The sequence below is a fragment of the Rickettsiales bacterium Ac37b genome, from assembly GCA_000746585.2.
In the GTDB taxonomy this organism is placed as follows: Bacteria; Pseudomonadota; Alphaproteobacteria; order Rickettsiales; family Arcanibacteraceae; genus Ac37b.
Window position 1 is genome coordinate 247,984 of sequence record CP009217.2, and the last position, 23,948, is coordinate 271,931.

Genomic DNA, 23,948 nt, shown 5'->3' on the forward strand with positions numbered 1-23,948 from the left:
TAATTTGGAAAATAATTAACATATGCTCTAAAAAATACAACCTATTTTTCAAATTATCTGATAATATACAACTAATATTATACATATATTATAGTATGTATTTTATAGTAAATTAAGAAAGCCCTCCCATAGGGAGAAGTGAAATATATATTATATATCTTAAATATTTTTTTCTGAAAGTATAACAATTAGTAGGAGAGCTTTGAGCTAACTGCGTCCGCAAGTTCAAATCAAAAAACTATATATAACCTTTAGCTTTATTTACCCTATAATTCTGAATGCTGAAAAAATGTATTAGTTTGACCAATTATAAATTCATACATATTCTCTAATATATTTTGATCAAGCGAAGGAGAATTATCCATCCATCCCATAAAATTCCCAGTTGCCGTATAAGTTGCCTTAGAAGCAAGAGCTATATGATTGTAATAGGAAAGCGTATCATTAGATAATAAGCCTCTTTCAACAGCCTTAGGGATAAGATAATTATAGTGATAATCTTTAATCATACTATAAAAACTATGAGCCATAGGACCATTTTGAATTAAGTTCTGGTAATATCTAACCACATATTCAGCTTCATAATGTTCTACATCATATAGATAAGCTATACTAAATGTAGTATCCATAACCATATCAAATTGAAAGATAGTTTTAACAAATTGGCTAAAACCCCCTTCTTTAATAGTGCACATAAAAAGTTCTAGCGCATTTTCATTTTGGCACTTAAAGAAAAAATTCTCTTCCATAGCCTTTCTATAAACAGCTCTTTCTTCGATACCACTAAAAGGATTAGGATAATTATCCCAAATCTTATGAACAGCACGATGCGACATTTCATGAACGATAGCAGCAAAAAATACGGTATTTAGCTTATCAAAAGCACGTAGGTAGACATCTCTGCCAAATGTATAAAAGGCTACAGCACCTTTAGCTGCATCTTCCGCATAAAATCCTATTTTAATCCCATAAGAAGGAGTATTTAAGTATGATTTGGTTGCTATATCCAATATCTGCTTAACCTCCTTAGGAGCACTATAATAAAAATCAATAATTTCTTCCTTTAGTTTACTACAATCGGAAAAGCTATTCTCACATTTCATAATGCTGTATAAATCCTCTGCATTTTGCCTTTTAAAAGAAACTGCTCTAAAATTTTCATACTCATTTTGAGAAAAGCTATCCTTAAAACTGTTAATTAATTCTCCAGCTAAACCAGCTGAATTCTCATTTATATTGTGGCTTAAAACATCTTTAACAAGAGATTTAACTTCCAATTCATTGATATTATGGGTGTGTAAAACTTTTATTATATCTTTAACCTCTACACCATTATTAGTTAATTTTATTATAATTCTTGCATCTAAAAAATGTAATTTAATAGTGTTCGTATTGAATATTGCATTGGACATATGTCTGTCCTTGAAATGGTCTAATATATATACGATATTATCACTATCATGTAATATTACATCTTTAAATTTTTTGACCAAAATATTAGAGTCATAAAGTATCTTGCTACTAGTAGATGAGTAATATTTATTAAGAATGTAAACAAAATTTTTACAAAACTCTTCTCTATGACTAAAATAGTCAAAATTATAATAATTATAGTATAAATTTTCTAATCTACTAATCATATTTAAAAATTCTATATGTGAAGAATAATCTACCTTTTCTACCTTATAAATTGATCTTCCAAAATAATCTGTTGTTTCTTTATGTATATAAGCTTGTGATAATATATTAGATTGTAAATCTTCAGCTGTAACTATTTTATCATTTACTAATGCATCACATATTTCTTGATTTAAAGATATAATTAGTGAATCTACATTATCTAGGTCAAAAGGTATATGCTCAGGCATATTAGGATGTATGTACTCTACTATATTACCTTGATATAAACCCCAAGCACCATTATATGCTTGGAGGAAATTAAGGTTATTAGAATTTATTTTAGATATTGCTGGCATTTCCCCCACGGAAAACCTTATCTCTCCCATTCGGCAGGTCATTTTAAATACATTTATTATATCTAAAGCTTCTCGCCAATTTTCTTCCAAATTCTTCAAATCTGACACTAAAATACTATTAAAATCTGAGCCAACTGCTGCTACAGGTAATTTAGCTATGCCATTTAAGCTTTGGCATACTAATTCCATAAAATCCTTAATTATTAGCAGACTTGATGTACCTTCAGAAACGCCTCTAGTTTTAGCTATGGCATTCATCCACTGCCCAGGATTATCACATTTTGCAGCAATATGAGGTAATAAGATGGCTACAGAATTACTACTTACACTCATTATCATAACCTTTATATTAAAATAGTTAATTTTTATTAATTATTATATCAATTTTATTTAATTATTCAATAATTTTTGAATTTATTTTATCTACCTGACGCAAGCAAAAATTAATTAATAATTTTAGAATTAATCCTAACCATCAACTACTGAAACCGTACACCTAGAGTATATCTTAATTATCGCCCTTACAATTTTTTGTCTGTTAGGATGACTATTTGTAGGCTTTATTACTCAATCCTTATATAAACTTTCAACTGCTTTTACATAACTCTTCATATCTTGAAATAGCCTCAATTTTATTAACTATAATTTATTATATTACAAGCCATTTTTAATTAAAAAATTAATTTAAAACTAAGCAAATTATTAATTTAAAAATGTTTTACTCAAAAAGTTATTGACTTATTAATAATAAATGTGATTAAGTAAGCGTTAGTTAACGTTTAAGTTTAAAAACACTTAGAAGTATTAACTATATTGAGTATTAAAATTTATATTATGAATTGAGTGAGTTTATGAATTTAGAAGAATATCAAAATGGTCATATTTTACATCTATCAGACCTTTCCCTTACCAATGAAGATGTGGTTTCAATAACAGAATATATAAAAACCATCCTGAAATAACCTCTTTAATGCTAGAGGAAAACGATATTAGTGGAGATTCAATAAAAAGACTACTAGACACTGAGAGTATACAAAATATTAAGGAATTAAAATTTTTGCACTATGAAGCTAATGCTATAGATCATTTTGCTAGCGGTATATATTTGTCAGATTATTTAACAAACCTTGAAGTTTTAAATATTAATAATAGGGGACGCCCTATTAATATGCTTTCCATTACAGCTATAACTGATGCGAGGTTAGAAAATCTTAAGACACTAAATCTTAGTAAGTGCTATTTATCTCCTGACCTATTCATAACATTCTTTGTAAATCTAAAATTTTCTTCATTAACTAGTTTGAAATTAGCTAAGAGCGGAGCAATAAAGGGAAATCTGCAGCTACTAGCTAATAATGAATATATAAAAAATCTTAAACTTCTAGATATTTCTCACACCGATCTTATAAATGAAGATATAGATGCTCTTTGTACATCTCCAAATTTTAAACATGTAGAAGTTTTAAATTTAGAGTCTAATATGATTAAAAAGGAGGGTGTAGAAAGTTTAGCTAATTCTGAATATTTAAAACAACTAAAAGGTTTAAACTTATCCACTAATAAGATTGGAAAGGAGGGTGTAGAAAGTTTAGCTAATTCTAGATATTTAAAACAGTTAAAAGTTTTAGATTTATCCTATAATGAGCTTGATAATGAAGACATATCTATTATTGCTGGTTCTTCAAACTTTCAACATTTACAAAGTTTGAACTTATCATTTAATGAAATGGATGATCAAGCTATAAAAAGTTTAAGTGATTCTCAATACTTAAAACATCTAACCCATTTAGATTTATCAGAAAATGATATTACATCGCATAGTATAGAGATTTTAGCTAATTCTGAAAATATTAAAAATCTTAAAGTCCTAGATCTATCAAATACCAGCATTAGATCTCAAGCTATAGAAACTTTATCTCAATCTCCAAATTTTAAGCATTTACACACTCTAACCTTAGGATTGACTTCAGTAAAGACAGCTATAGCAAGTTTAGCTGACTCTCCTTATATTAATAACCTAAAAATACTTCGCTTATGTCATGCTGATATCAAGACAGATGATATAAAAGAATTAATACGCTTATCAAATAAAGTATCTTTCCAGGATCTAACTATAGAATATACCTCTCTAGCAGTTGCAGATGTGGTATTATTAGCTCAAGATTTACCTGAAGATGTAAAATTAAATTTAAGAGGAGAAGGTGGCTTATCTATATTTTATGATGAGTTATTAAAATTAAAAAAATTTAATTCAGCATCAGGCCAAGTACCTGAAACAGAGTGGCAACAAGCTGTAACCGAAATGGTTTTAAAAATTGCTCCTCATGATAATGACGGTAAAATTATTCAATATATACTGAGCAATCAAGATAGCTACCCTTTGTTAATTAATGCTAGAGATAGTGATAACCATTCTTTAAGCTATTATTATAATAATAATGGAGAAATGTTACTAATATTATTTAGAAATGGTTTGATTCCAGATCCAGTTCAAGATGATACCATGCAGCGTATTGTAGAAGATGCTCAATCTGTGCATGATAGTGAAATTACAAATAAAACTAACTTTTTTGTTAAGAAATTAGTTCAGTTAGCCAATTTAAATACAGAGGAATTGAAAGCAAAAGCACAGATCTGCCAAAGTCAGATAAATCAGTTATTTGTTCAGAGCATGGAGCTTAAAGTTAAATTGCTTGATCTAACGGCTCAAGAGAAACGCAGCGTGATGGAAACTATTTTGAGAAATGGTGAAGCGGTTCCCGAAGATAGTTATTTTGTACAAAAGATTATTAATAAAGCTTTCCACACATTGAAAAATCAATATTTAACACCAGCTTATGAGATTTCTAAGTTACAATATGATTATACAGCAGGGCAAGAAAAATATATAACATTACCTGAAACTATAGGGGTCGTCCACACTCTGATAGACAAATCAGGTCCTGATAAAATAACAATGCATGTTTTGTTGAGACGTGTGCTCAAATTATTGAAAGCTCGTCAGAGATTCAATCTTCATTTTTAAATGAATATGCAGATTATCAAAAAGCACAACTTAATCAAGGTAGATTAGCGAATACAATTACCGAAGATAATAGCAAACCATTATCTGAACAAATACTGTTTAAGCTTACAGAAGATATAGATATTGTAACAGATCATAATAAAATAGAATCACTACAAGATTTAGCTATGGCTAATATTGATATAGATAACCCTCAAAATATTAACTTACATGAACAAGCTGTACTTGCAAAGGTTGGAAATTTTATAATAGAAGAGTTGCTGCAGTTTTTACCTAACTATGAGGCTGTAATTCCTTTGTTAGATGAATATAGGATAATTGTCCATAATATTGCTAACGCACCTGATGCAGTAAAAGTTGCTAATTTTTCTGAAATAGAAATTTTAAATCAAGTTTTAAAACGCTTAAATATAGATATATTAAATGAATCACAAAAACATCTATTATTTGTACAGGCTGTAAAGACTAATAATTTGGAGGCTGTTAATTTATTACTAAAGCATAATACTAATGTTAATATTCTCACTAAAGATGGTATAGCTGTTTTAAATATAGCAATAAAAAATGAATATAAGGAAATTATTGATATATTAGTTGATCACCCGTCTGCAAATATTAATATTATAGATACAAACAATAAAAGCCCTTTATTGTATGCAATTAATAATAATGTTTCAAATGAAATCATTATTAAATTATTATCTCATCCTAAAATCAATATCGATATTACAGACAAAAAAGGTAATGCCCCGTTACATCTAGTAACTAAAAAGAATAATGTTGATCTTATCAAATTATTGGTTGAGAAGGATGCTGATGTAAATATACAGAATTCTGATGGTAATACTCCTCTACATATAGCAGCTAAAAATAATAATATAAAGATCTTTAAACTATTATCACCAAAAGGATATATTGCTCTAGCAAGCAAAAATAAAGATGGATTTATGCTATTAGAATTAGCTAAAAATTCACCAGTGAAAAAGGCTATGGCTGAGGAAATTGAGCAAGTAAAGCAGCAAGTTCAAGATAATTTAGATGAGGCTTTAACAGATATTTTAGATACTCCGCGTTGTAAGCGTGATCTAGGTGATCAGGGGCATAATATAGTCAAAAGAGGAGCTCCCTCATGTAATAATATAGATTATAAAGTAACACATGATGGTAATATGCTATCACAAGACTATTTAAATATGGCATTATTATATAACCATAATAAATATGGTAATATTAATAAATCTCTGAAATATATTAAGAATTTTAATAGTTTACTGAATGAAAAAGCAATAAATATTGGGTATGAGGAAAAACATAAATTAAAAGTCCATCATAGGAAGGCTATAAAAGCTAACGAGAAATATCATGATCAGATATTAGTTAAATATACATCGTCTGAATTCCCTACAGATAATGCCTTTTTATATACTAATAAAAAAACCTCAATCTTAGTCATAAAGGATAAAAGTGGTTATACATTATATGGATATCATATAAACTATAGTCATAAATTTTCTTTACGAGACGATATCTCATTTCAAAAACTGAATAAAGCAGTAGCAAAAATTTTTACTGCTCTATCAAATAGTCCTGAATATGAAATATATGTAGCCTCACCTACTTTACCAAAAACTAAAACTATCCGAGCATTAGAGTTACACCCTAATGCTATAGCTTCTGATTATACTCTCCTATCTAAAGGCAAGATTCCTGGAAGAAAAAAAGTCTCTTCTACGGGGGAATTAACATTATCTAATCGTGCTTTAACGGATAAAGATATAGAACAATTCGTCAAAATTCCAGAATTACAGCATGTAAAAAAGTTGGATCTAAGCCATAATAATATAGGTGATGAAGGTTTAAAATATATCTTAAATACAAAGAATTTACCTAATTTGAAAGAGCTAAAAATTAGTGATAATTTTTTACATTTAACCCATACAGAAAAATATAATCTTCAAAGTATAGATAAAATTGATTTACAATATAATAATATTCCTACAAAAGCCATTAGTACTATTAATAAAAAATATCCTGGTACAGATTTAGTTTTAGATAATTATTATCCAGGAGCTAGCCAAGATAGTAAAAATTATAATGGGCATAACAAATATATAGAAAATGTCTATATACGGGGCATGGAAGCTCATATGGATACTACCAATATTAGAGCTCCATTAAAGAATAAAATTCTAAGTGCAGCTGGAAAGCTACATATGATGTATGGTTTGTATGGCATTAAGGTTAGTTGTACGCAAGGTGAGGCTAAAGATTGTGTATATAATTTAGCTAGTTTTGGTTATCAGTTTTTATCTGGTCCTATAGAAAATATGTCCATTAAAATGACTACGTATCTGGTAAATAATGGAATGAGTAAAGTTCCTAAATTGGGAAGTATTAAAGGTATTAATATAGAATTTATAGCAAAGGTAAGTGCTGGAAAATATGCTATTAAATTTGCAAAAGCTGCTGGAGGAGTGGCCGTAGGCTTATTTGATATTATTGATTTAGCAAAAGCTTCAGTAAAGTTACATCAATGTAATACTACTCATCAATGTACTGATAAAGAAATTAGAGATGCTATAGCAGAAATTAGTTTTGCATCTGTATCATTAGTCTCAGGAGTATTAGTGGCAGCGTATGGTACAGGTCCAATTGGAATAATAGTAGGTACTGCCTTATTTGTGGGATATAGCGTATATAATGGAGTGAGTAATATTATAGAATATGAAGAAAAATACGATACTACTCATAGCGAAAACTGGAGTATTTTTTGGCGCACTGTAACGATGAATGAAATGTCCGCGGATGTACAAGAGCTAGCTTATCGTACTGAGTACGTCAATTCTTTAACAAAAGCGGCTATAACAAACCTAGAGAGTATGCCTGAAAATGTTGTAGGTTATGCTTATGGACTTGGTGAATTAAAAACATCTTATACTCCATATACAGCACCATGTGGTTCGCCACCAGTCAATGTTGTATGCACTAAATATAAAACTGAGATAGAGTTTCATTCTGGTTATTCTAAAATTGATATGAATAATAATTATACAAATTATAAATTATCACGTGTTTTGCCTAAAGCAAATAAGGATATATCTTTTATATGCTTACCTAAGAAAACAGATGCTGAATATGAAGTGGTAGATAGAGAGGGGCACTCTAATTACTATTGTGAAAATAGTGCTGTGGTGGTTAATCAGACTAGAATTAATCAAAAATCTTCAAACCCTACTATAGTATATGATCCAACTTATATGGAGTATAGTGAGATAATAGGTAGCAATATATATGATAATACATATTACTTATATCAAAATAGTGAATCAATATATGGTAGTGCTAATACTAGAAATGAATTTATTTTTAATAATATTGACTTTCAAGGAAAAATTTTACTAAACAGCAATTCAACGAATGTTATCAATACTGCAAATTTAAAAAATCAAATTATTCTTCTGGAATTCGAAGAATTAAAAGAAAAAGGCCAAAAAGTAAAAATTGGCTTTCACAATAACCATCCTATTAGTGTAGAAAGTAGTCATAAAACTCGTTCTATTGCTTACCAAGGTAGTAACAAAAATTCAGATATTGTGCAGTGTAAGGCATCTGATGAAGTGATAAAAAATCCATCACAAAATAGCTTCTTTATTAGTACAGGAGGGGGAATTAATAATTCTAAACCTGATAAATTGTTTAATTGTACTAATGCTATCATAAGTCCTCATACTATCGCTTCGGGTCTTAAAGAGGATAATTATAACTTTTATATCAAAACCACAGATTATAATATTGATGATAATTCTATTTCTTCAATTGGTGCTCGCGGTAATGTAACAATTACATTCATTGATAACGTTTTATTAAAAGACTGTAAACAGATATTATATTATCCAAATAATGATACTTTATCTATTGAAATGCCGCTAGGAAATACAGGAAAGGTACATACGATTAATATAGCTAGCTATTTAAATGCTAAGGTAAATAACGTAATACTCTTCGACAAATATGGTAGTAATATTGTACCTACAATACCAAAAGATACTAATGTTGTAAGTGAATTTGGAATATATATACAATTTTCTGCAAGGAATTTGACTAATTTTCAGAATTATTATAAGAAATTTTCTGAAGCTAAGCCTGAGTATAATGTTTATACTATCCTACAAGGAAATTTTTCAGAAGTAATGCAAGGGGCATTTTTTGGTGCAAGTAGCGTAGATATTATTATGTTAGATAATAATATAATTTACGGTCAAGGTAATAATGGCTCCGATATATATCAAATTGATCATTTAAACAACCAAGTCGACGTAGATATTAATAACTTTGCAGAAGATTTGGCTTTTGATGTTTTGTATTTACCACCTCATAATAATTCATATATATATCAGTCTGCCGATCATTTAAGAATAATTTTATATTTTGAAAATGAGAAAAAATCTATCACTGTTGAAAATTATTATAAATCTAAAGAATACCAACATCTAATATTTTTAGATGAAGAGTATAATAGTTTGATTCCATTTAATTATGGTGGTTATATAAAGTTGGTACCTTTTTATCATGCCAATAATATTATAGTTTCTCCAAGCACTACCACAGCTGTTATTAATGCTCATAGAGATGATATTTTTATATATCGATATAATAACGATTCTATATTAGAAGTTAATAATTCAAATATAGTAATACTCTTAAAAGATTTACATAATGAAACTCCTAAATGGGAAGATATTAAATTATACACCTATAGGGATGGCATTATTGATAATTACAATCCTATTACTGTAGTTCAATTGCAGAACAGTAGCCGGTCTCCAGAAAAGGATATAGTAATTAAAAACAAGCTCAATGTACATTATGTGAGTTTTAGGGAAAATATAGAATTAAATCCTAATTTACACTTATTAAAGAACAAAATGGTACCTGCAGGAGAAAAAAAGGAAAAAATAGAAATAGTAGTATTTAATGATATTTATCCAAAAGATATTGATATTATACGTAGCAATAAAAATATAAAATTAATTCATCAGAAGTCTGGCTATAGTTGTATAATACACAATCCCTATAAAAATACCGTAAATAATGACATTAATATATTCGAATTTAGATTTTCACAATTAGAGAAATCTATATTAGTGTATAATAGTATAAAATCTTCTTATAATTTAGCAGAAAAATTTACTATTGTTCAAGCAATATATAAATCTTATCAAGAGATTAGTAAATTAGGTAAGAGCCAAGATTGTTATGATGAACATACCCTAAAATGCGTACTTGCCTATAAGAAAGTTGAGCAACCAGAATATTATCATAATGTAAGTCATGCATTAGGCTTTAATAGTATAACAGACTATATGGACTATGTAAAAGAATGTAATTTTCAGTCTGATAAATTAAATGTACTTAAAAATTGTATAAATCAACCACTGCTAGATCAATATAAATTGATATTAGAAAATACGTTAAAATTGAACTCTTATACTGAAGCTGAGATCGATCAATTTATTCAAGTAATTAATACTGACTTAATTTCTAGCTCGGCATCTCAGGAGATTATTGAAACTATCAATAAATTACTCGATATAGAAAATTTAATCCAAATAACTCAAGAACATAAATTAGATCTAACAACAAGCGAAACTAGTGATATGGAGCTTGGAGGAACAGTTAGAAATATATCGTATGATTTTGAAATCTAGAAAAATTATCTTAAAACATTAATTCGGAGAAATATATGTGCAATTCTATAGAAACTAAATTGGTAAGAAATATTGGAAGTAAAAGTAGGTTATATATTACTAGCAATGTGAATGATAAATTTATACATGAATTATCAAGATTTTTAAAATGTACAGAGGTTAGAGATTTACATTTTCATAATGCTAAACTTACTAATCAACAAGCGGAAGAAGTATATTCAGGGTTACCAGGAAGTCAAGTTCAGTTACTAGACTTATCATATAATGATATTGGATTAAGTTTAGGTAAGTTAGCCAGTATACTATCAGATACGCAGATAAATTCGATAAATCTTGCTTCTACTAATATGGTGGATCAAGATTTAACAGAAGAATTTTTATTAAGTATTAAAGAGCAGAAAATTAAATTTTTAGATTTATCATATAATCATATTGGTAATGAAAAGCTAAAGAAAATTGCACAAATCTTAGCTAATAGCAGTATTAGCTCCTTGGATTTTAAAGGAAATGATGCTATCACGTCTGACGGTGCTATTCATGCGATGGATATAGTAGAGAATTTACAGAAAAAATTTTTTATGTCAGAAGTATCAGAAGAAGCACTTGAAAATATTAGATCTACAAAGAGCGCTTTTCAAGAAGCTTTACTGGATAATTATTATTCTCACTACCTTAATAGTACAGATATTTCTGAGTTTGTTGAGAATAAAGAGTTAGAAAATATCAGAGATAAGAATATATATTTGGAAAGTAGTGAAGATGAAGACTTATATTCAGAAAGTAGCGGAGATGGAACTGACTATCTAGAAAATACTCAATATGAGAACTCATCTTCATCTTATATAGAGTATAAGTTACCTATTATGGTCTTGAGTGTTGTTACTGCTATGTGGGGTGTAGATATTTTATGAATTATAGTAAAGACAATTTAAATATTATTTTGTTGTTTATTGTTCACGTAGCATTTCTCATACTACCGGACAAAAAAGTTTAAGATAATCTATGATATAAGATATACTATACTCTTTTTTGTGATGACCGTGAAAGTGGTAATATAGTAATGCTCCAGAGTCATGAGATACCCGCTTTCGCGGGTATGACATCATTTCTTAGGCATTATTTCACTTTTTTGTCCTGTAGGAATTATATAGTAGGAGAGCTTTGAGTTAACCGTGTCCCGGATTCAAATCAATTTACTATAATTGTACCCTTCGTTTCTTGTTCCTCTTCCTATTATAAATTAATTCACTATGAGTTAATGACGGATAAGAGTAGTATTCGTTGGGCGAATTCTTTCAGTTTGAAGACGAGTTTGCCATGTCTTAGGTGGTAAAGGGGGAGTTTGGGCATCATAGTGTATTTCAGCTTGAATACGATCTTGTGACGTAGTATAGTAAATTAAGTTGATAAAGACATGATATATGATATATTAAAAAGCTCATAAACCCAAAACAGTAGAAGCAATGGCATATTCCTTAGATTTACGTAAAAAAGTAATTCACTATGTTAATAAAGGTTATACCAGAGAAGAAGCTGCAAGAATTTTTGGCATAGGTGAAAGAACAATTTATAGATGGTTATCGAGATCGAAATCCGGGAATTTAGCAGCCACACGAGCAGCTAAGCCATGGAAGAAGCTTGATCCAATCAAATTATTAAACGAGGTGTCTAAAAACAGCAATTGGCTATTATCTGATTTTGCAAAGGTTTTTAATGTGTCTACAGCTGCTATCTGTTTGGCATTCAAGACTTTGGGGATCACACGAAAAAAAAGACCACACTCTATCGTGAACGGGATGAAGCAAAACGGCAATTATTTTTGGCAGCTATCGCAAACTATAAAGCGGAAGATATAGTTTATATTGATGAGAGTGGAATTGATAGCTATTTGTACTATTCTTGGGGATACAGTCTCAGAGGAAGTAAAGTTTATGGTGATATCTCAGGTAAAAAACATGATCGAGAAAGCTTTATTGCAGGTAAGGTTGGGAAGAAAATTATTGCGCCAATGTGTTTCAAGGGCACATGTAATACAGAAGTTTTTAACGAGTGGGTTAGTCAGTGTTTGGTGCCCGAACTAAGATTTGGTCAAGTTGTAATACTTGATAATGCAACGTTCCATAAGTCAGCTAGAACTAGGAATTTAATAGAAGATATAGGCTGTAAACTTTTATTCTTACCACCTTACTCTCCTGATCTCAACCCAATTGAAAAATATTGGGCTCATTTAAAAGCTAAAATCAAACCTATCATTACTAATTTTAATAACCTTAGCGATGCTATTGATTATGGCTTCTCTATGCCATTCTCAACTTAATTGACTATAGTACTCAGGAAGATGCATATGTCGTCATTCGTCACTCTCCTAGCAATTAGTAGGCGTAGGCTCCTCATTCCGAGTGTCATCTTCATTTAAAACTACTATAGTAGGAGAGGTTTGAGCTAAGCAAAGGCAATTTAAAATAATACGAGGCGTGAAGCGCGAAGCGTAGAAATACTATTGTAGGCAACGAACAACAAAGTAATATTTAAATTGCCACAGCTATAACCACGTACCTAATTCAAATCCATTTACTATAGATATGAAGAGCTACTCTGGTACAAGCAAAACATGCTGTTTTTCACTATAATATTATTTAAGTAATTTCCTAATTACATAATGTAATATTCCATCATTAGTAAAATACTCAACTTCTTCTATAGTATCTAGGCGACAAGTTAAATTAATAATTTTATGCTCCCCAGTTTTATAAGTAATGTGACAAGTTACATCCATTAATGGTGTTATTTTACCTTCCATTCCTAAGATATCAAAAGTTTCATGTCCTGTAAGATTTAAGTCATGCCTATTCATATTATCTTTAAATACTAACGGTAAAATACCCATCCCTACTAAATTCGAGCGATGGATACGTTCGAAACTTTCTGCAATAATAGCCTTAATTCCAAGTAATGATGGACCTTTTGCAGCCCAATCGCGGGAGGAACCTGTACCATATTCTTTACCAGCAATCACTATCGTTGGAACTTTATCTTCTTTATATTTCATTGAAGCATGAAATATGGTCATAATCTCATTACTTGGTATATAGTTCGTAAATCCACCTTCTGTACCAGGAGCTAACTCATTTTTTATACGAATATTAGCAAAAGTACCACGCATCATCACTTCATGATTTCCGCGTCTTGAGCCATAAGAATTAAAATCACGAGGTTCAATACCATGTTCTTGTAAATATGCTGCTGCTGGAGACTTCAGAGCAATATTTCCAGCTGGAGAGATATGATCTGTAGTAATACTGTCCCCAAACAGGGCTAATAGTTTTGCTCCTTTTATATCTCCTATATGTTTAGCATTATTTTCTAAATTCTCAAAATAAGGAGGGTTGTTAATATAAGTACTATTATAATTCCAGTTATATACTACTGATTTTTTAACATCCATATTGCGCCATATTTCATCACCAGAAAATACGTCAGCATATTTTTCAATAAACATCTCTGGCTTTACTGTACTTGAAACATAGTCATTAATATCCTTAAGGCTAGGCCAAATATCATTTAAATACACTTCTTTGCCATCCTTATCTTTCCCTAGAGGATCAGTAGCTATATTAATATTTACTGAACCAGCAAGCGCATAAGCTACAACAAGTGGAGGAGAGGCTAAATAGTTTGCCTTTACTTGAGGATGAATACGTCCTTCAAAATTTCTATTACCAGACAATATTGAAGCGACAGCTAAATCATTAGTAGTAATAGTATCCGCAATTTCTTGATTTAAGGGACCAGAATTACCAATACATGTAGTGCAACCATAACCTACTAAGTTAAAACCTAATTCATCCAAATATTTTTGTAAGCCACTAACCTCTAAATATTCACTTACCACTTTTGAACCAGGAGCAAGTGATGTTTTAACCCAAGGTTTACAATTCATCCCTCTTTCTAAAGCTGCTTTGGCAACTAAGCCAGCTGCTATCATTACACTAGGATTTGAAGTATTAGTACAGCTAGTAATAGCAGCTATCACCACACTTCCATTATTTAATTCATAATCTTTACCTTCCACTTTAAATTTTTTCTCGGTATTTTGATTATTTTTTACAAAGCTTGGTAAGACTTCTTGAAAATTTTTCGATACTTCAGATAACAACAATTTATCTTGAGGACGTTTCGGACCAGCTAAACTTGGCTTTACATTGCCAAGATCCAGCTCTAACACATCGGTAAATATTGGCTCACTCCCTGAATCTCTCCATAATCCTTGAGCTTTCGCATAGCTACGCACTAAATCTATGGTATCCTGATTTCTACCAGTTAATTTTAAATATTTGATTGTTTCCTCGTCAATAGGGAAAAAACCACAAGTAGCTCCATATTCAGGCGCCATATTACCAATCGTTGCACGATCTGCGACCGGTAAATTATCAAGTCCACTACCATAAAATTCTACAAATTTTCCAACTACCCCTTTCTTTCTTAGCATCTGAGTAATTGTGAGCACCAAATCAGTGGCAGTTACCCCTTCCTGCAATCTACCAGTTAGCTTAACTCCTATTACCTCTGGAATAATCATAGAAACAGCTTGCCCAAGCATTGCAGCTTCAGCTTCAATCCCTCCAACACCCCATCCAAGTACTGCTACCCCATTTACCATAGTGGTATGACTATCTGTACCTACCAAACTATCTGGGTAAGCAAAAACTTTACCATTAATTTCATCTGTCCATACTACTTTTGCTAAATATTCAAGATTTACCTGATGACAAATACCAGTTCCCGGAGGCACTACTCTAAAATTATTAAATGCTTCCTGGCCCCATCTTAAAAATTCATATCGTTCTTGGTTGCGCTCTACTTCCATTGAAACATTTTGTTTAAAGGAATTAATAGTTGCATAGTAATCCACCTGTACCGAGTGATCTATAACTAAATCTACGGGAATTAATGGATTTATTTTTAGTGGATCACCTTTTAATTTTTGCATAGCATCACGCATAGCAGCTAAATCTACAATAGCAGGCACTCCAGTAAAATCCTGCATTAATACTCTGGAAGGATAATAAGCAATTTCTTGATCAGATGTACGCTTATCTAACCATGCTATTAAGGCTTTAATACTGCTCAATGTTACAATACGTCCATCTTCTTTACGTAACAAATTTTCAAATAATATTTTCAAAGAAAATGGCATTTTAGTTATATCACGATTTAAAGCTTGTGCGGCAGTATTCAGGTTAAAATATTCATAACTCTTTTGCCCAACTTGTAAACTAGCCCTACTTTTTAAGCTATTGATTGACTCTTGTTTCATTTATAACATCATCCTATTCTAAAAAATATTTTATCTATAAATTTAACCACAATAACATTTAGTTTATATAACTTTATTTAATAACAAGTTAATTCAAAATTCCTCTTACGCTTTCATCCAAAGAAGCACTCATATCAAACTCTCTTACCATAATAGTTAAATAATTCTATAATCAACTTCTTGATTAATTGCAAGCAATTGCTCACAAGGTAGAGAGGTATAGCACTTTAATTTGAATGAGGAAGTGTATTACTAAATAATCATCCGTAATAATAGTTTATGATTTAATATAGTTAAATATTATTAATAATAGTTACATCCTATCTTGACTTATATAAAGTTATTAATTATTATGAAATATATTTTCAGATAAGAGTGAATATGCCAAGAAGAAAAAATAAAGGTAAACAAAGGGCAGATGAGGTTATTAGAAGACAAGAGCCTAAAATACATTCTGATACTAAAACGTTGATTAAAGATCTACCTAGCATTATTAAAGAAGGTATTAAAAAACCAGGCAATATACTTAATTTAAGTATTATAGGATTTGCTGCAGTATGTAATGCTATACTTGCTCATACTAGTTTAACAGTAAGCTTTATATTAGCTGGCATAAGTTGCCTACAACCTGCTGTTACTGATTTTAGTTACAATTATAAATTAATAAAAAATGAGTTGTTAAAAAATAAGGATCTAAAAACTTTTCAGGATAAAGCTCTAGAAATTACAAAATTTATTTGGCCTGGAATTGTGGCTGTAGTGGTTGGAGCATTATTTTTTGGTCTGCATATCCGTTTATATAACCAGGGAGCCGAAATTATGAGTTCAGTACTCCTTGCAGTTGGCACTTTTGTAGCAGGTAGCGCGCAGATGTTAGTAAAACCTATGATTAAAAGAGAAGTGGCGAGAAAAAATCCCCCTGCTCCAATGGTAGGAGAAAGAGAAATCTTAATTTCTCCTGCAATACAAGCTGCTGAGGAATTAGAGCAAGAGATTACTAGTAATGCTGTAAGTGACCAATTAAAACAATTTAATGACTTATTTACCACACAGAATGATAACCTCAAAACAAAAACTTCTATTCTAATACAAAACGTTAATGCACAACAAAAAGAAATTGTTTGCCTTAGACAAGAAAATAATAACTTGCAGGTAAATAATAAAACTCTTACTGAACAGCTAGATAAAACCGAAGAAACTACAAAACAACTCTCACAAATAAATGAACAATTAACTGAAGAACTTGAAGAAAAGCAAAATAAAATAGAAGAATTGCAAGGAGAACTTAGGCAATTAAAGGGCCAACCTATTCAAGAAGAAATAGCTGTGAGTAATAGTAAATCAAAAAGTAATAATGCCAATCTTAATAACGAAATATCAGTAATTACACGTTAAAAAATAATTAATAAAAAAATAGGTGAATAAAATGAAACAAAAAATGATAGATATTAGTTCTATTAAGGTAGCTGCGCCAGATTTTTTAAATTCTATAAGTAAATTAATAGAACAATATCCAGAAATTGATATAGTAAATTTTAAAGATATCACTGATAAAAATCAAAGTTTTCTTCACAAATTATCATATACTATTATACCTAGTTATGTTGCCTATTTTTTAGAAAAAGGAGCTAATATTTATATACTCGATGATGATAAATTAAATTCCTTACATTGTGCTGCTGAGTGCGCTGCCATATCTATTAGGGATGATAAACGTAAATCTAATGTATCACACTCTTATCAAATAGCTAGATCATTACTACACTATGAAGCCGAGCAAAGAGCATATTTCCCAGAAAAATATAAAGATATATCTTGGCTTAAAGATCAGTTTGATTATAGAGGACGCACTCCTTTAATTCGTGCAGAACGCTTTGATAAAAGTCCTACAAAAGAAGTAGTACAAGAACTAAAAAAAGCACTTAAAGAGCAGGAAGTTTATTATCAAGAATGTTTAGAAGCAAAGGCAAAAGGTATAGTTCTTACTCCATATCATAAAAAGTTTTTGCCAGAAATAATAAAATCAACATCCATAGCTGAAGAAAAGCAGGAAAAAACTTGGAAAGACAAAACTTGGAGTGAAAAAATACTAGAAGGGCAAAACTCTAGCTTAAGACATAGGTCCAAATCAGATGAACCTTTGCAAACTAAACAAGAAGCAGCGATGAAATCAATTTCTAGATCTTCCGATGCATTAACCAAGCCCGAAACAGAACCTTTACTTGGACATAAAATAAATCAAGAACCAGATTTCGTAACAAAAATAATGGGATGGTTTGTAGGTAATACTACCTCTGATAAGGTTAAAGGACTGTAAGAAATTACACTGCCGCAAAATAGTTATAATGAATTAATTTGAATTATGATAGCAGTTATGAACGAATAGGACAACATTACATAAGCGAAGCACTACTTACCTATAATTTAAATTAAACTATAGCAAAGGCAATAAATATAAAATTGTCATAATCCTATTTATACGCTAAGATTAAAGCGTTTTTAAACAATCATAAGGTTTATAATGGTAAGGGATGCTGATAATTTTGATAACCATCATATTATTCAATTAATAGATAATAATGAACCAAACAAGGGGGAGATTCTTAACAATTTACTATCCAATAATATAAACACTAATATAAAAGATCATAATAATTCTACTATTTTGCACCATTTAATAATACAATTAATTTTTAGCCCCACTATAGAAGAAAAAAATGAAATATATGAACTAATTCACCTTTTATTACAACATAATAAAATTTTACAAAAAGATAAAGATATTAGAGGCATGCTTCCTATAGCAATGGCTGTAGAATTAAATGATACTCAATTAACTAAAATATTGCTTGATCATGGTTCTAATCCTAACACGCTGTTTCCAAAAAGCCACCATAGTGCAGAAAACCATTCTTTATTAGATGAAGCAGTTTTTCATAGAAATATGAAAATTATTATGATGTTATTAGAACATCCTGATATTAAAACTTCCCCTTCCACCAGTCACAGCAATTAAATTATATCAATTACAATCCTTTTTTCCATCTTCAGTCTGTTTGGAAAAGTTGGACATCGATGTAGAAGAAAGTAAAATAAATCTATTAGAAAAAGCAATAAAACTTAATAATTTAAATTTACTTTCTATATTAAATCCCAATTCTTTTATAGTGGATAGTAATCCTCAAGAATTCTCAAAAGAATGGCAATTCCTAAAAGCGTATAATTCTTTTACCTTAGAAAATGCCATTCATTATAATCAAATTAGTGGATTTCTTTTTAAATTTCTTGGTAACCAAACTATTAGAATAATCCATCAGTTTATACAAAACCATAAAAATGCTGGTTTTATTTTTATCAACGCTATCCAAACCTATAACATACCTCGTGCATTAGAATTAATAAACCAAAATACCTGGCTTAACGTAACAACTCATCATGAAAGTGGTAAAATAATATGGCATGGTATAAATAGTGCTCTCTCCCACAGTTGTTTCCATAACCACAAGGAATTAGTAATAGCTCTCATTAATAATGGAGCAAGTGTTAATCCTCCTCAGCACGATAGTTATCATCATCCATTATTTGCTGCTATTGAAGGAAATGCTTTAGAAATTGTAGAGATTTTAATAAAAGCAGGGAGTAATGTTAACCATGAAGAGAACAACTCCTCACCCTTATTACTTGCAATAAAACTTGGATATTTCCCCATAGTCCAATTATTAATTCAAGCAGGAGCAAAGGTTAATTATAGAAATTTTCTTACTTCACCACTTATAGAAGTAGTAAAAAAAAATAATATACTTATGGTGAGGATGTTAATTGAGGCAGGAGCCGAGGTTAATCTGCCTAATTATTATAGTACTTCTGCTTTATTAGAGGCAATAAAACACAATAATAGCTTTATAATAGATATATTAATAAAAGCGGGGAGTAATGTTAATCAATTGAGGCATAATACCTCACCTTTACTTGAAGCTATCAAGCAAAATAACATCACTATAGTATCTTTACTGCTAAAGGAAGGTGTCTTTATTCAGGCTATATTTAATACCTCTCCACTCCTCACTGCAATAGCTGAGCATAATTTAATTATTATATCTCTCTTGATTCAGCATGGAGCAGATGTTAATGAAGTAGTAAATAACAAATTACCCCTAATTGAAGCCATTAAAATAAAAAATGCTCCTATAATAAATTTATTATTAGAGTCAGGGGCAGAAATTAATAAGATAATAAACAATAATTCGCCCTTACTTGAAGCTATAAGATTTAATCATAAGGCTATTGTAGATTTACTTATTCAACATGGAGCAAAGGTAAATTTAAAATATCCAAATGGTATCACACCTTTAGCACTTGCAATTAAAGGCCAAAATATTGAAATAGTTAAAACCCTACTATATGCAAATGCAGATTTATTTCATAATTTCTTACAAAATATACCAGAACTAGGTCTTATTGGCTCCATAAATCCTCACACTATATTTTCTATACCAACGAATCATGAAACAACTGAATTTCTAAGGTATATCTTTCATTATATGCACCCATTACAACAAAAGATAGATATAAAAACTATTTCAATTATAAAAGATATAAATATGTGTATTCAGCATTCTGCAATTATAAAAAAGCATAATTTATGCGAAACTTTTATGATAGAGGAACAAACAGCTATAAAATTACTAGAAGTAATAGAGGCAAAAATAATATCTCATAAAAACAATAATCCTTTTCCTATAATATCTTTTATTGAAAAAATTTTCTTGCCATCAAAAAATAATTTATATAACCATACTCACGATTTAGCTTTACTTAAGGAAATAAGGCTTATTATTAATGAATTTTCTGATTTTCAAAAAATAGCCTTAAAAGACTTACAAAATACTTCAGAACAAAATCTGACACATTTAACCCATGTCGAAAGGCTAAAACAAAATTCTTCAGCAGAAATGCAACGAAGTATATAGTGATTATTATACTACCAAACGAAAAAGTGTAAGTGTTAGTAAATTGATTTGAACTTGCGGACGCAGTTAGCTCAAAGCTCTACTACTAATTGTCCTACTCTCGAACAAAAAATGTAAGTAATGAGCAAGAGAAACTATGTTCTATCCGTGAAAATGGGTATCTATAGCTGCAGCAATTTAAATATTACTTTGTTGTTCATTGCCTACAATAGCATTTCTATGCTTTCTGCCTCACGCCTCGTATTATTTTAAATTGCCTTTGCTATAATGACGTTCTTGAGTTACTTTAAAAATTTTCCTTTTCTCTTGCTCTCTTTTAATAAAGCTGAGGGGAGGTTCCTTCCTTTTTAGAGATCAGCTTTGCGGTAAAAAGAATTTATTAATTTGGGGCTGATTAAGTAAAATTCTCTCGAGAATTTTTTGGTCCTGATATTTAGTATCATTATTTTTTAAATTTTCTACATAGCTTTCTAAAATTTTACTGTATGTTATAGGATCATTACTGTTGTGCTGATATTCTGAAGCGTGTGAATAAGATAGAACTCTAAAGAATTTTTCCGGATATAATTTATGTAATATAGCGATTAAATGTATATCTACAGCCTCTTGGATATTTTGATTTATGTTTTGGTCTCTAGCAATGCTAATACTTTTTCTCTAATAGCTTCAGGAATATTATTTGGGTTAAGTAAATGTATAGGAAGCCCTTGTTGCTTTATTAAACATGCTAATCTAGGTAAAGCTTGATTACAGTTTCATTTGCATAATTTTCCTTCAAATCTGGTATACGGTTATATAATACATCAATGAGCAAACCTGCTTGTAAGATCTCTAAAATCTTGTGATTATTATTAATGTGAGCAAAATTTATAGAGTTTTGATCAATTATAGCTCCATGCTTTATTAAAGCGGCAACAAATTCTGCCTTTCCCCTCTCAACAGCCAAAAATGAATCGTAAGTAGGAATAACCTATCTAAAGTAAGGTTTATTTATGTATTACAATAATATATATAATATCAGATATTTATATTTAACAATATAAATTAAAATACTAAATCTGAACTAAGTAATCCGTACATATAGAAATCTTTCTTTTGACCGTGTAATATCCCATATTGGCGCAAGTCTCCCTCTCGCTGAAATCCAAGTTTAGTAAGAACTTTAATTGAGGCAATATTATCATGGGCTACGGTGGCCTGGACACGATTAATATTTAAACTGGTAAATGCAAAATCACACACTGCCTGCACAACTCGTGTCATAATTCCCTGCCCCCACTCTTTACGACATAGATCATAACTAACTTCAGCACGAGCATGAGTATAATTTATAGAATTAAAGCCACATGTACCAATTAAAGTGTTATTCTTTTTTTTTGCTATAGCCCAATATATACTACGTTTATGTCTAAAGAGATCCTTCCAATAATTTAATTCTACTTCTGCTTCTCTAAGTGAGCGTGGTAATTCATCATCTGATAAATATTTATTCACTAAACTATCAGATATATATTCCAAAAAATGACGACTATCTTGGGAAACTACAATATCACGTAGTATTATATCTCCTAAATCCATTATAGGAAAATTTTTAAACACTTTATTATCAAACATATTAAGACTTATTATGTTTATATGCAAATTCTGTAATTATAGGTACTATATATTTACGAAAACGTCTACCACTAAACACCCCATAATGTCCTACATCTTTTTGCAAATAATAATATTTCATATTATCAGGTAAATTTTTGCATAATTCCAGAGCTGCTTGGGTCTGCCCTATACCAGCAATATCGTCTAGCTCTCCCTCAATACCAAGCAAAGCTGTTTTAGTAATAGCTGCAGGTTCTACTTTTCTTTCTCTAGACATCATTTTCCCAAGTGCTAAATCTTTATCTTGGAATACTACTTGAATTGTCTGTAAATAAAATTCTGCTGTCATATCCATTACAGCAAAATACTCGTTATAAAACTTTCTATGAGCTTCAGCAGCCACTTCATCTCCATTCACTATAGACTCAAAAAACTCCGAGTGCGCTGTCATATGACGTTTAACATTCATTGATAGAAAACTGAGTAATTGAAAAAATCCTGGATATACTGGTCTCATATAACCTGGATAATTAATTGGTACCCTAGTAACTAATCTAGATTCAAACCAATCAATATTTTTATATACGGCAATATCGTTAACTTGGGTAGGGTTTCTTCTGGTATCTATAGGACCACCCATAAGTATCATACTAGCAGGAACAAAGGGACTATTTAATTCTGACATAATAGAGGTAGCAGCAAGTACAGGTACCGCAGGTTGACATACCCCAAGCACATGTATAGAGGGGGATAAAAACTCAAAAAATTCAATTAAATAGTCAATATAATCATCTAGGTCAAAGGTTCCTTCCCAAAGTGGTATATTTTTAGCATCAACCCAGTCAGTAATATATATATCAAAGAAAGGTAATAAACCTTCCACTGTACCACGTAGTAAAGTAGCATGATGGCCAGACATAGGTGCTACTATCAAGAGTTTTGGTTGTTTGATATTAGTATTCTTGGTAAAATGTAATAAATTACAAAATTTCTTTTTGAATACTACCGACTGCTTTACTGCCACATCCCTACCGTCAATTGTAGTTAAGTTAATACCAAATTCTGGCTTAGGATATAACATAGTTAGCCTATCAGCCAATTCATATGAAGCTGCATAAAATCTTCCTATTTTATTGTCATATATAAAAGGATTTTGGCTCCACCTTTCACCTAGCTCCAACGCTTCTCTAAATGGGATTAAAGATAATCTACAAGCTTCAATATAATTATAAGCCATTGCATTCTCAAGAGGATAGATTAAAGGCGTCATCATAATTAACCTTCTTTAATATATGTTGATAATATTAATCATTATATATTTAAAAAATAAATTATAAGTTAAAAATATATCTTTAA

Annotated in this window: 13 protein-coding genes; 9 read left to right on the forward strand and 4 right to left on the reverse strand. The window is 30.2% G+C overall.

Annotation, left to right across the window (positions count from 1 at the left end):
* Positions 1-266: 266 nt before the first annotated feature.
* Positions 267-2,309 carry a hypothetical protein gene (locus tag NOVO_01225; protein ID AIL64646.1) on the reverse strand — a complete coding sequence of 681 codons (2,043 nt, stop codon included), beginning with the start codon at positions 2,307-2,309 and terminating at the stop codon, positions 267-269.
* Between the two features lie 637 nt (positions 2,310-2,946).
* Here NOVO_01225 and NOVO_01235 point away from each other — a divergent pair.
* The 5 genes from NOVO_01235 to NOVO_01255 all read left to right on the forward strand — a co-directional run bounded on the left by NOVO_01235 (position 2,947) and on the right by NOVO_01255 (position 13,026).
* Positions 2,947-5,001 (forward strand): Leucine-rich repeat (LRR) protein, encoded by a 2,055-nt coding sequence (locus NOVO_01235; GenBank protein AIL64647.1) that lies wholly within the window; start codon positions 2,947-2,949, stop codon positions 4,999-5,001.
* A 167-nt stretch (positions 5,002-5,168) separates the two neighbouring features.
* On the forward strand, positions 5,169-10,709 hold the full coding sequence (locus NOVO_01240; GenBank protein AIL64648.1) for an Ankyrin repeat protein: 5,541 nt from the start codon (positions 5,169-5,171) through the stop codon (positions 10,707-10,709).
* A 35-nt stretch (positions 10,710-10,744) separates the two neighbouring features.
* Positions 10,745-11,620 carry a hypothetical protein gene (locus NOVO_01245; GenBank protein AIL64649.1) on the forward strand — a complete coding sequence of 292 codons (876 nt, stop codon included), beginning with the start codon at positions 10,745-10,747 and terminating at the stop codon, positions 11,618-11,620.
* A 552-nt stretch (positions 11,621-12,172) separates the two neighbouring features.
* Entirely contained in the window at positions 12,173-12,565 is a 393-nt protein-coding gene (locus NOVO_01250; protein ID AIL64650.1) for a Transposase, read from the forward strand.
* A gap of 152 nt (positions 12,566-12,717) precedes the next feature.
* Positions 12,718-13,026, forward strand: coding sequence for a hypothetical protein (locus NOVO_01255; GenBank protein ID AIL64651.1), 309 nt, complete (start codon positions 12,718-12,720; stop codon positions 13,024-13,026).
* A gap of 315 nt (positions 13,027-13,341) precedes the next feature.
* Here NOVO_01255 and acnA read toward each other — a convergent pair whose 3' ends face one another.
* On the reverse strand, positions 13,342-16,026 hold the full coding sequence (gene acnA / locus NOVO_01260) for an Aconitate hydratase 1 (GenBank protein AIL64652.1): 2,685 nt from the start codon (positions 16,024-16,026) through the stop codon (positions 13,342-13,344).
* A 381-nt stretch (positions 16,027-16,407) separates the two neighbouring features.
* Here acnA and NOVO_01265 point away from each other — a divergent pair, with 381 nt between their 5' ends.
* From NOVO_01265 to NOVO_01280, 4 genes are all read left to right on the forward strand, one after another.
* Positions 16,408-17,421, forward strand: coding sequence for a hypothetical protein (locus NOVO_01265; protein ID AIL64653.1), 1,014 nt, complete (start codon positions 16,408-16,410; stop codon positions 17,419-17,421).
* Positions 17,422-17,452: 31 nt separating this feature from the next.
* Positions 17,453-18,343 (forward strand): hypothetical protein, encoded by an 891-nt coding sequence (locus tag NOVO_01270; GenBank protein ID AIL64654.1) that lies wholly within the window; start codon positions 17,453-17,455, stop codon positions 18,341-18,343.
* Positions 18,344-18,547: 204 nt separating this feature from the next.
* A complete protein-coding gene (locus NOVO_01275; GenBank protein ID AIL64655.1) occupies positions 18,548-19,042 on the forward strand; it encodes an Ankyrin repeat protein in 495 nt (164 codons plus the stop codon).
* 40 nt (positions 19,043-19,082) lie between these two features.
* Positions 19,083-20,996, forward strand: coding sequence for an Ankyrin repeat protein (locus tag NOVO_01280; protein AIL64656.1), 1,914 nt, complete (start codon positions 19,083-19,085; stop codon positions 20,994-20,996).
* 1,044 nt (positions 20,997-22,040) lie between these two features.
* On the opposite strand, the gene speG is transcribed toward NOVO_01280, so the two are convergent.
* The gene (gene speG / locus NOVO_01285; GenBank protein AIL64657.1) at positions 22,041-22,610 is read right to left on the reverse strand and encodes a Spermidine N(1)-acetyltransferase; all 570 of its coding nucleotides are present in this window, start codon (positions 22,608-22,610) and stop codon (positions 22,041-22,043) included.
* 1 nt (position 22,611) lies between these two features.
* Positions 22,612-23,865 carry a Poly-beta-hydroxyalkanoate depolymerase gene (locus NOVO_01290; protein ID AIL64658.1) on the reverse strand — a complete coding sequence of 418 codons (1,254 nt, stop codon included), beginning with the start codon at positions 23,863-23,865 and terminating at the stop codon, positions 22,612-22,614.
* Between the last annotated feature and the right edge of the window lie 83 nt (positions 23,866-23,948).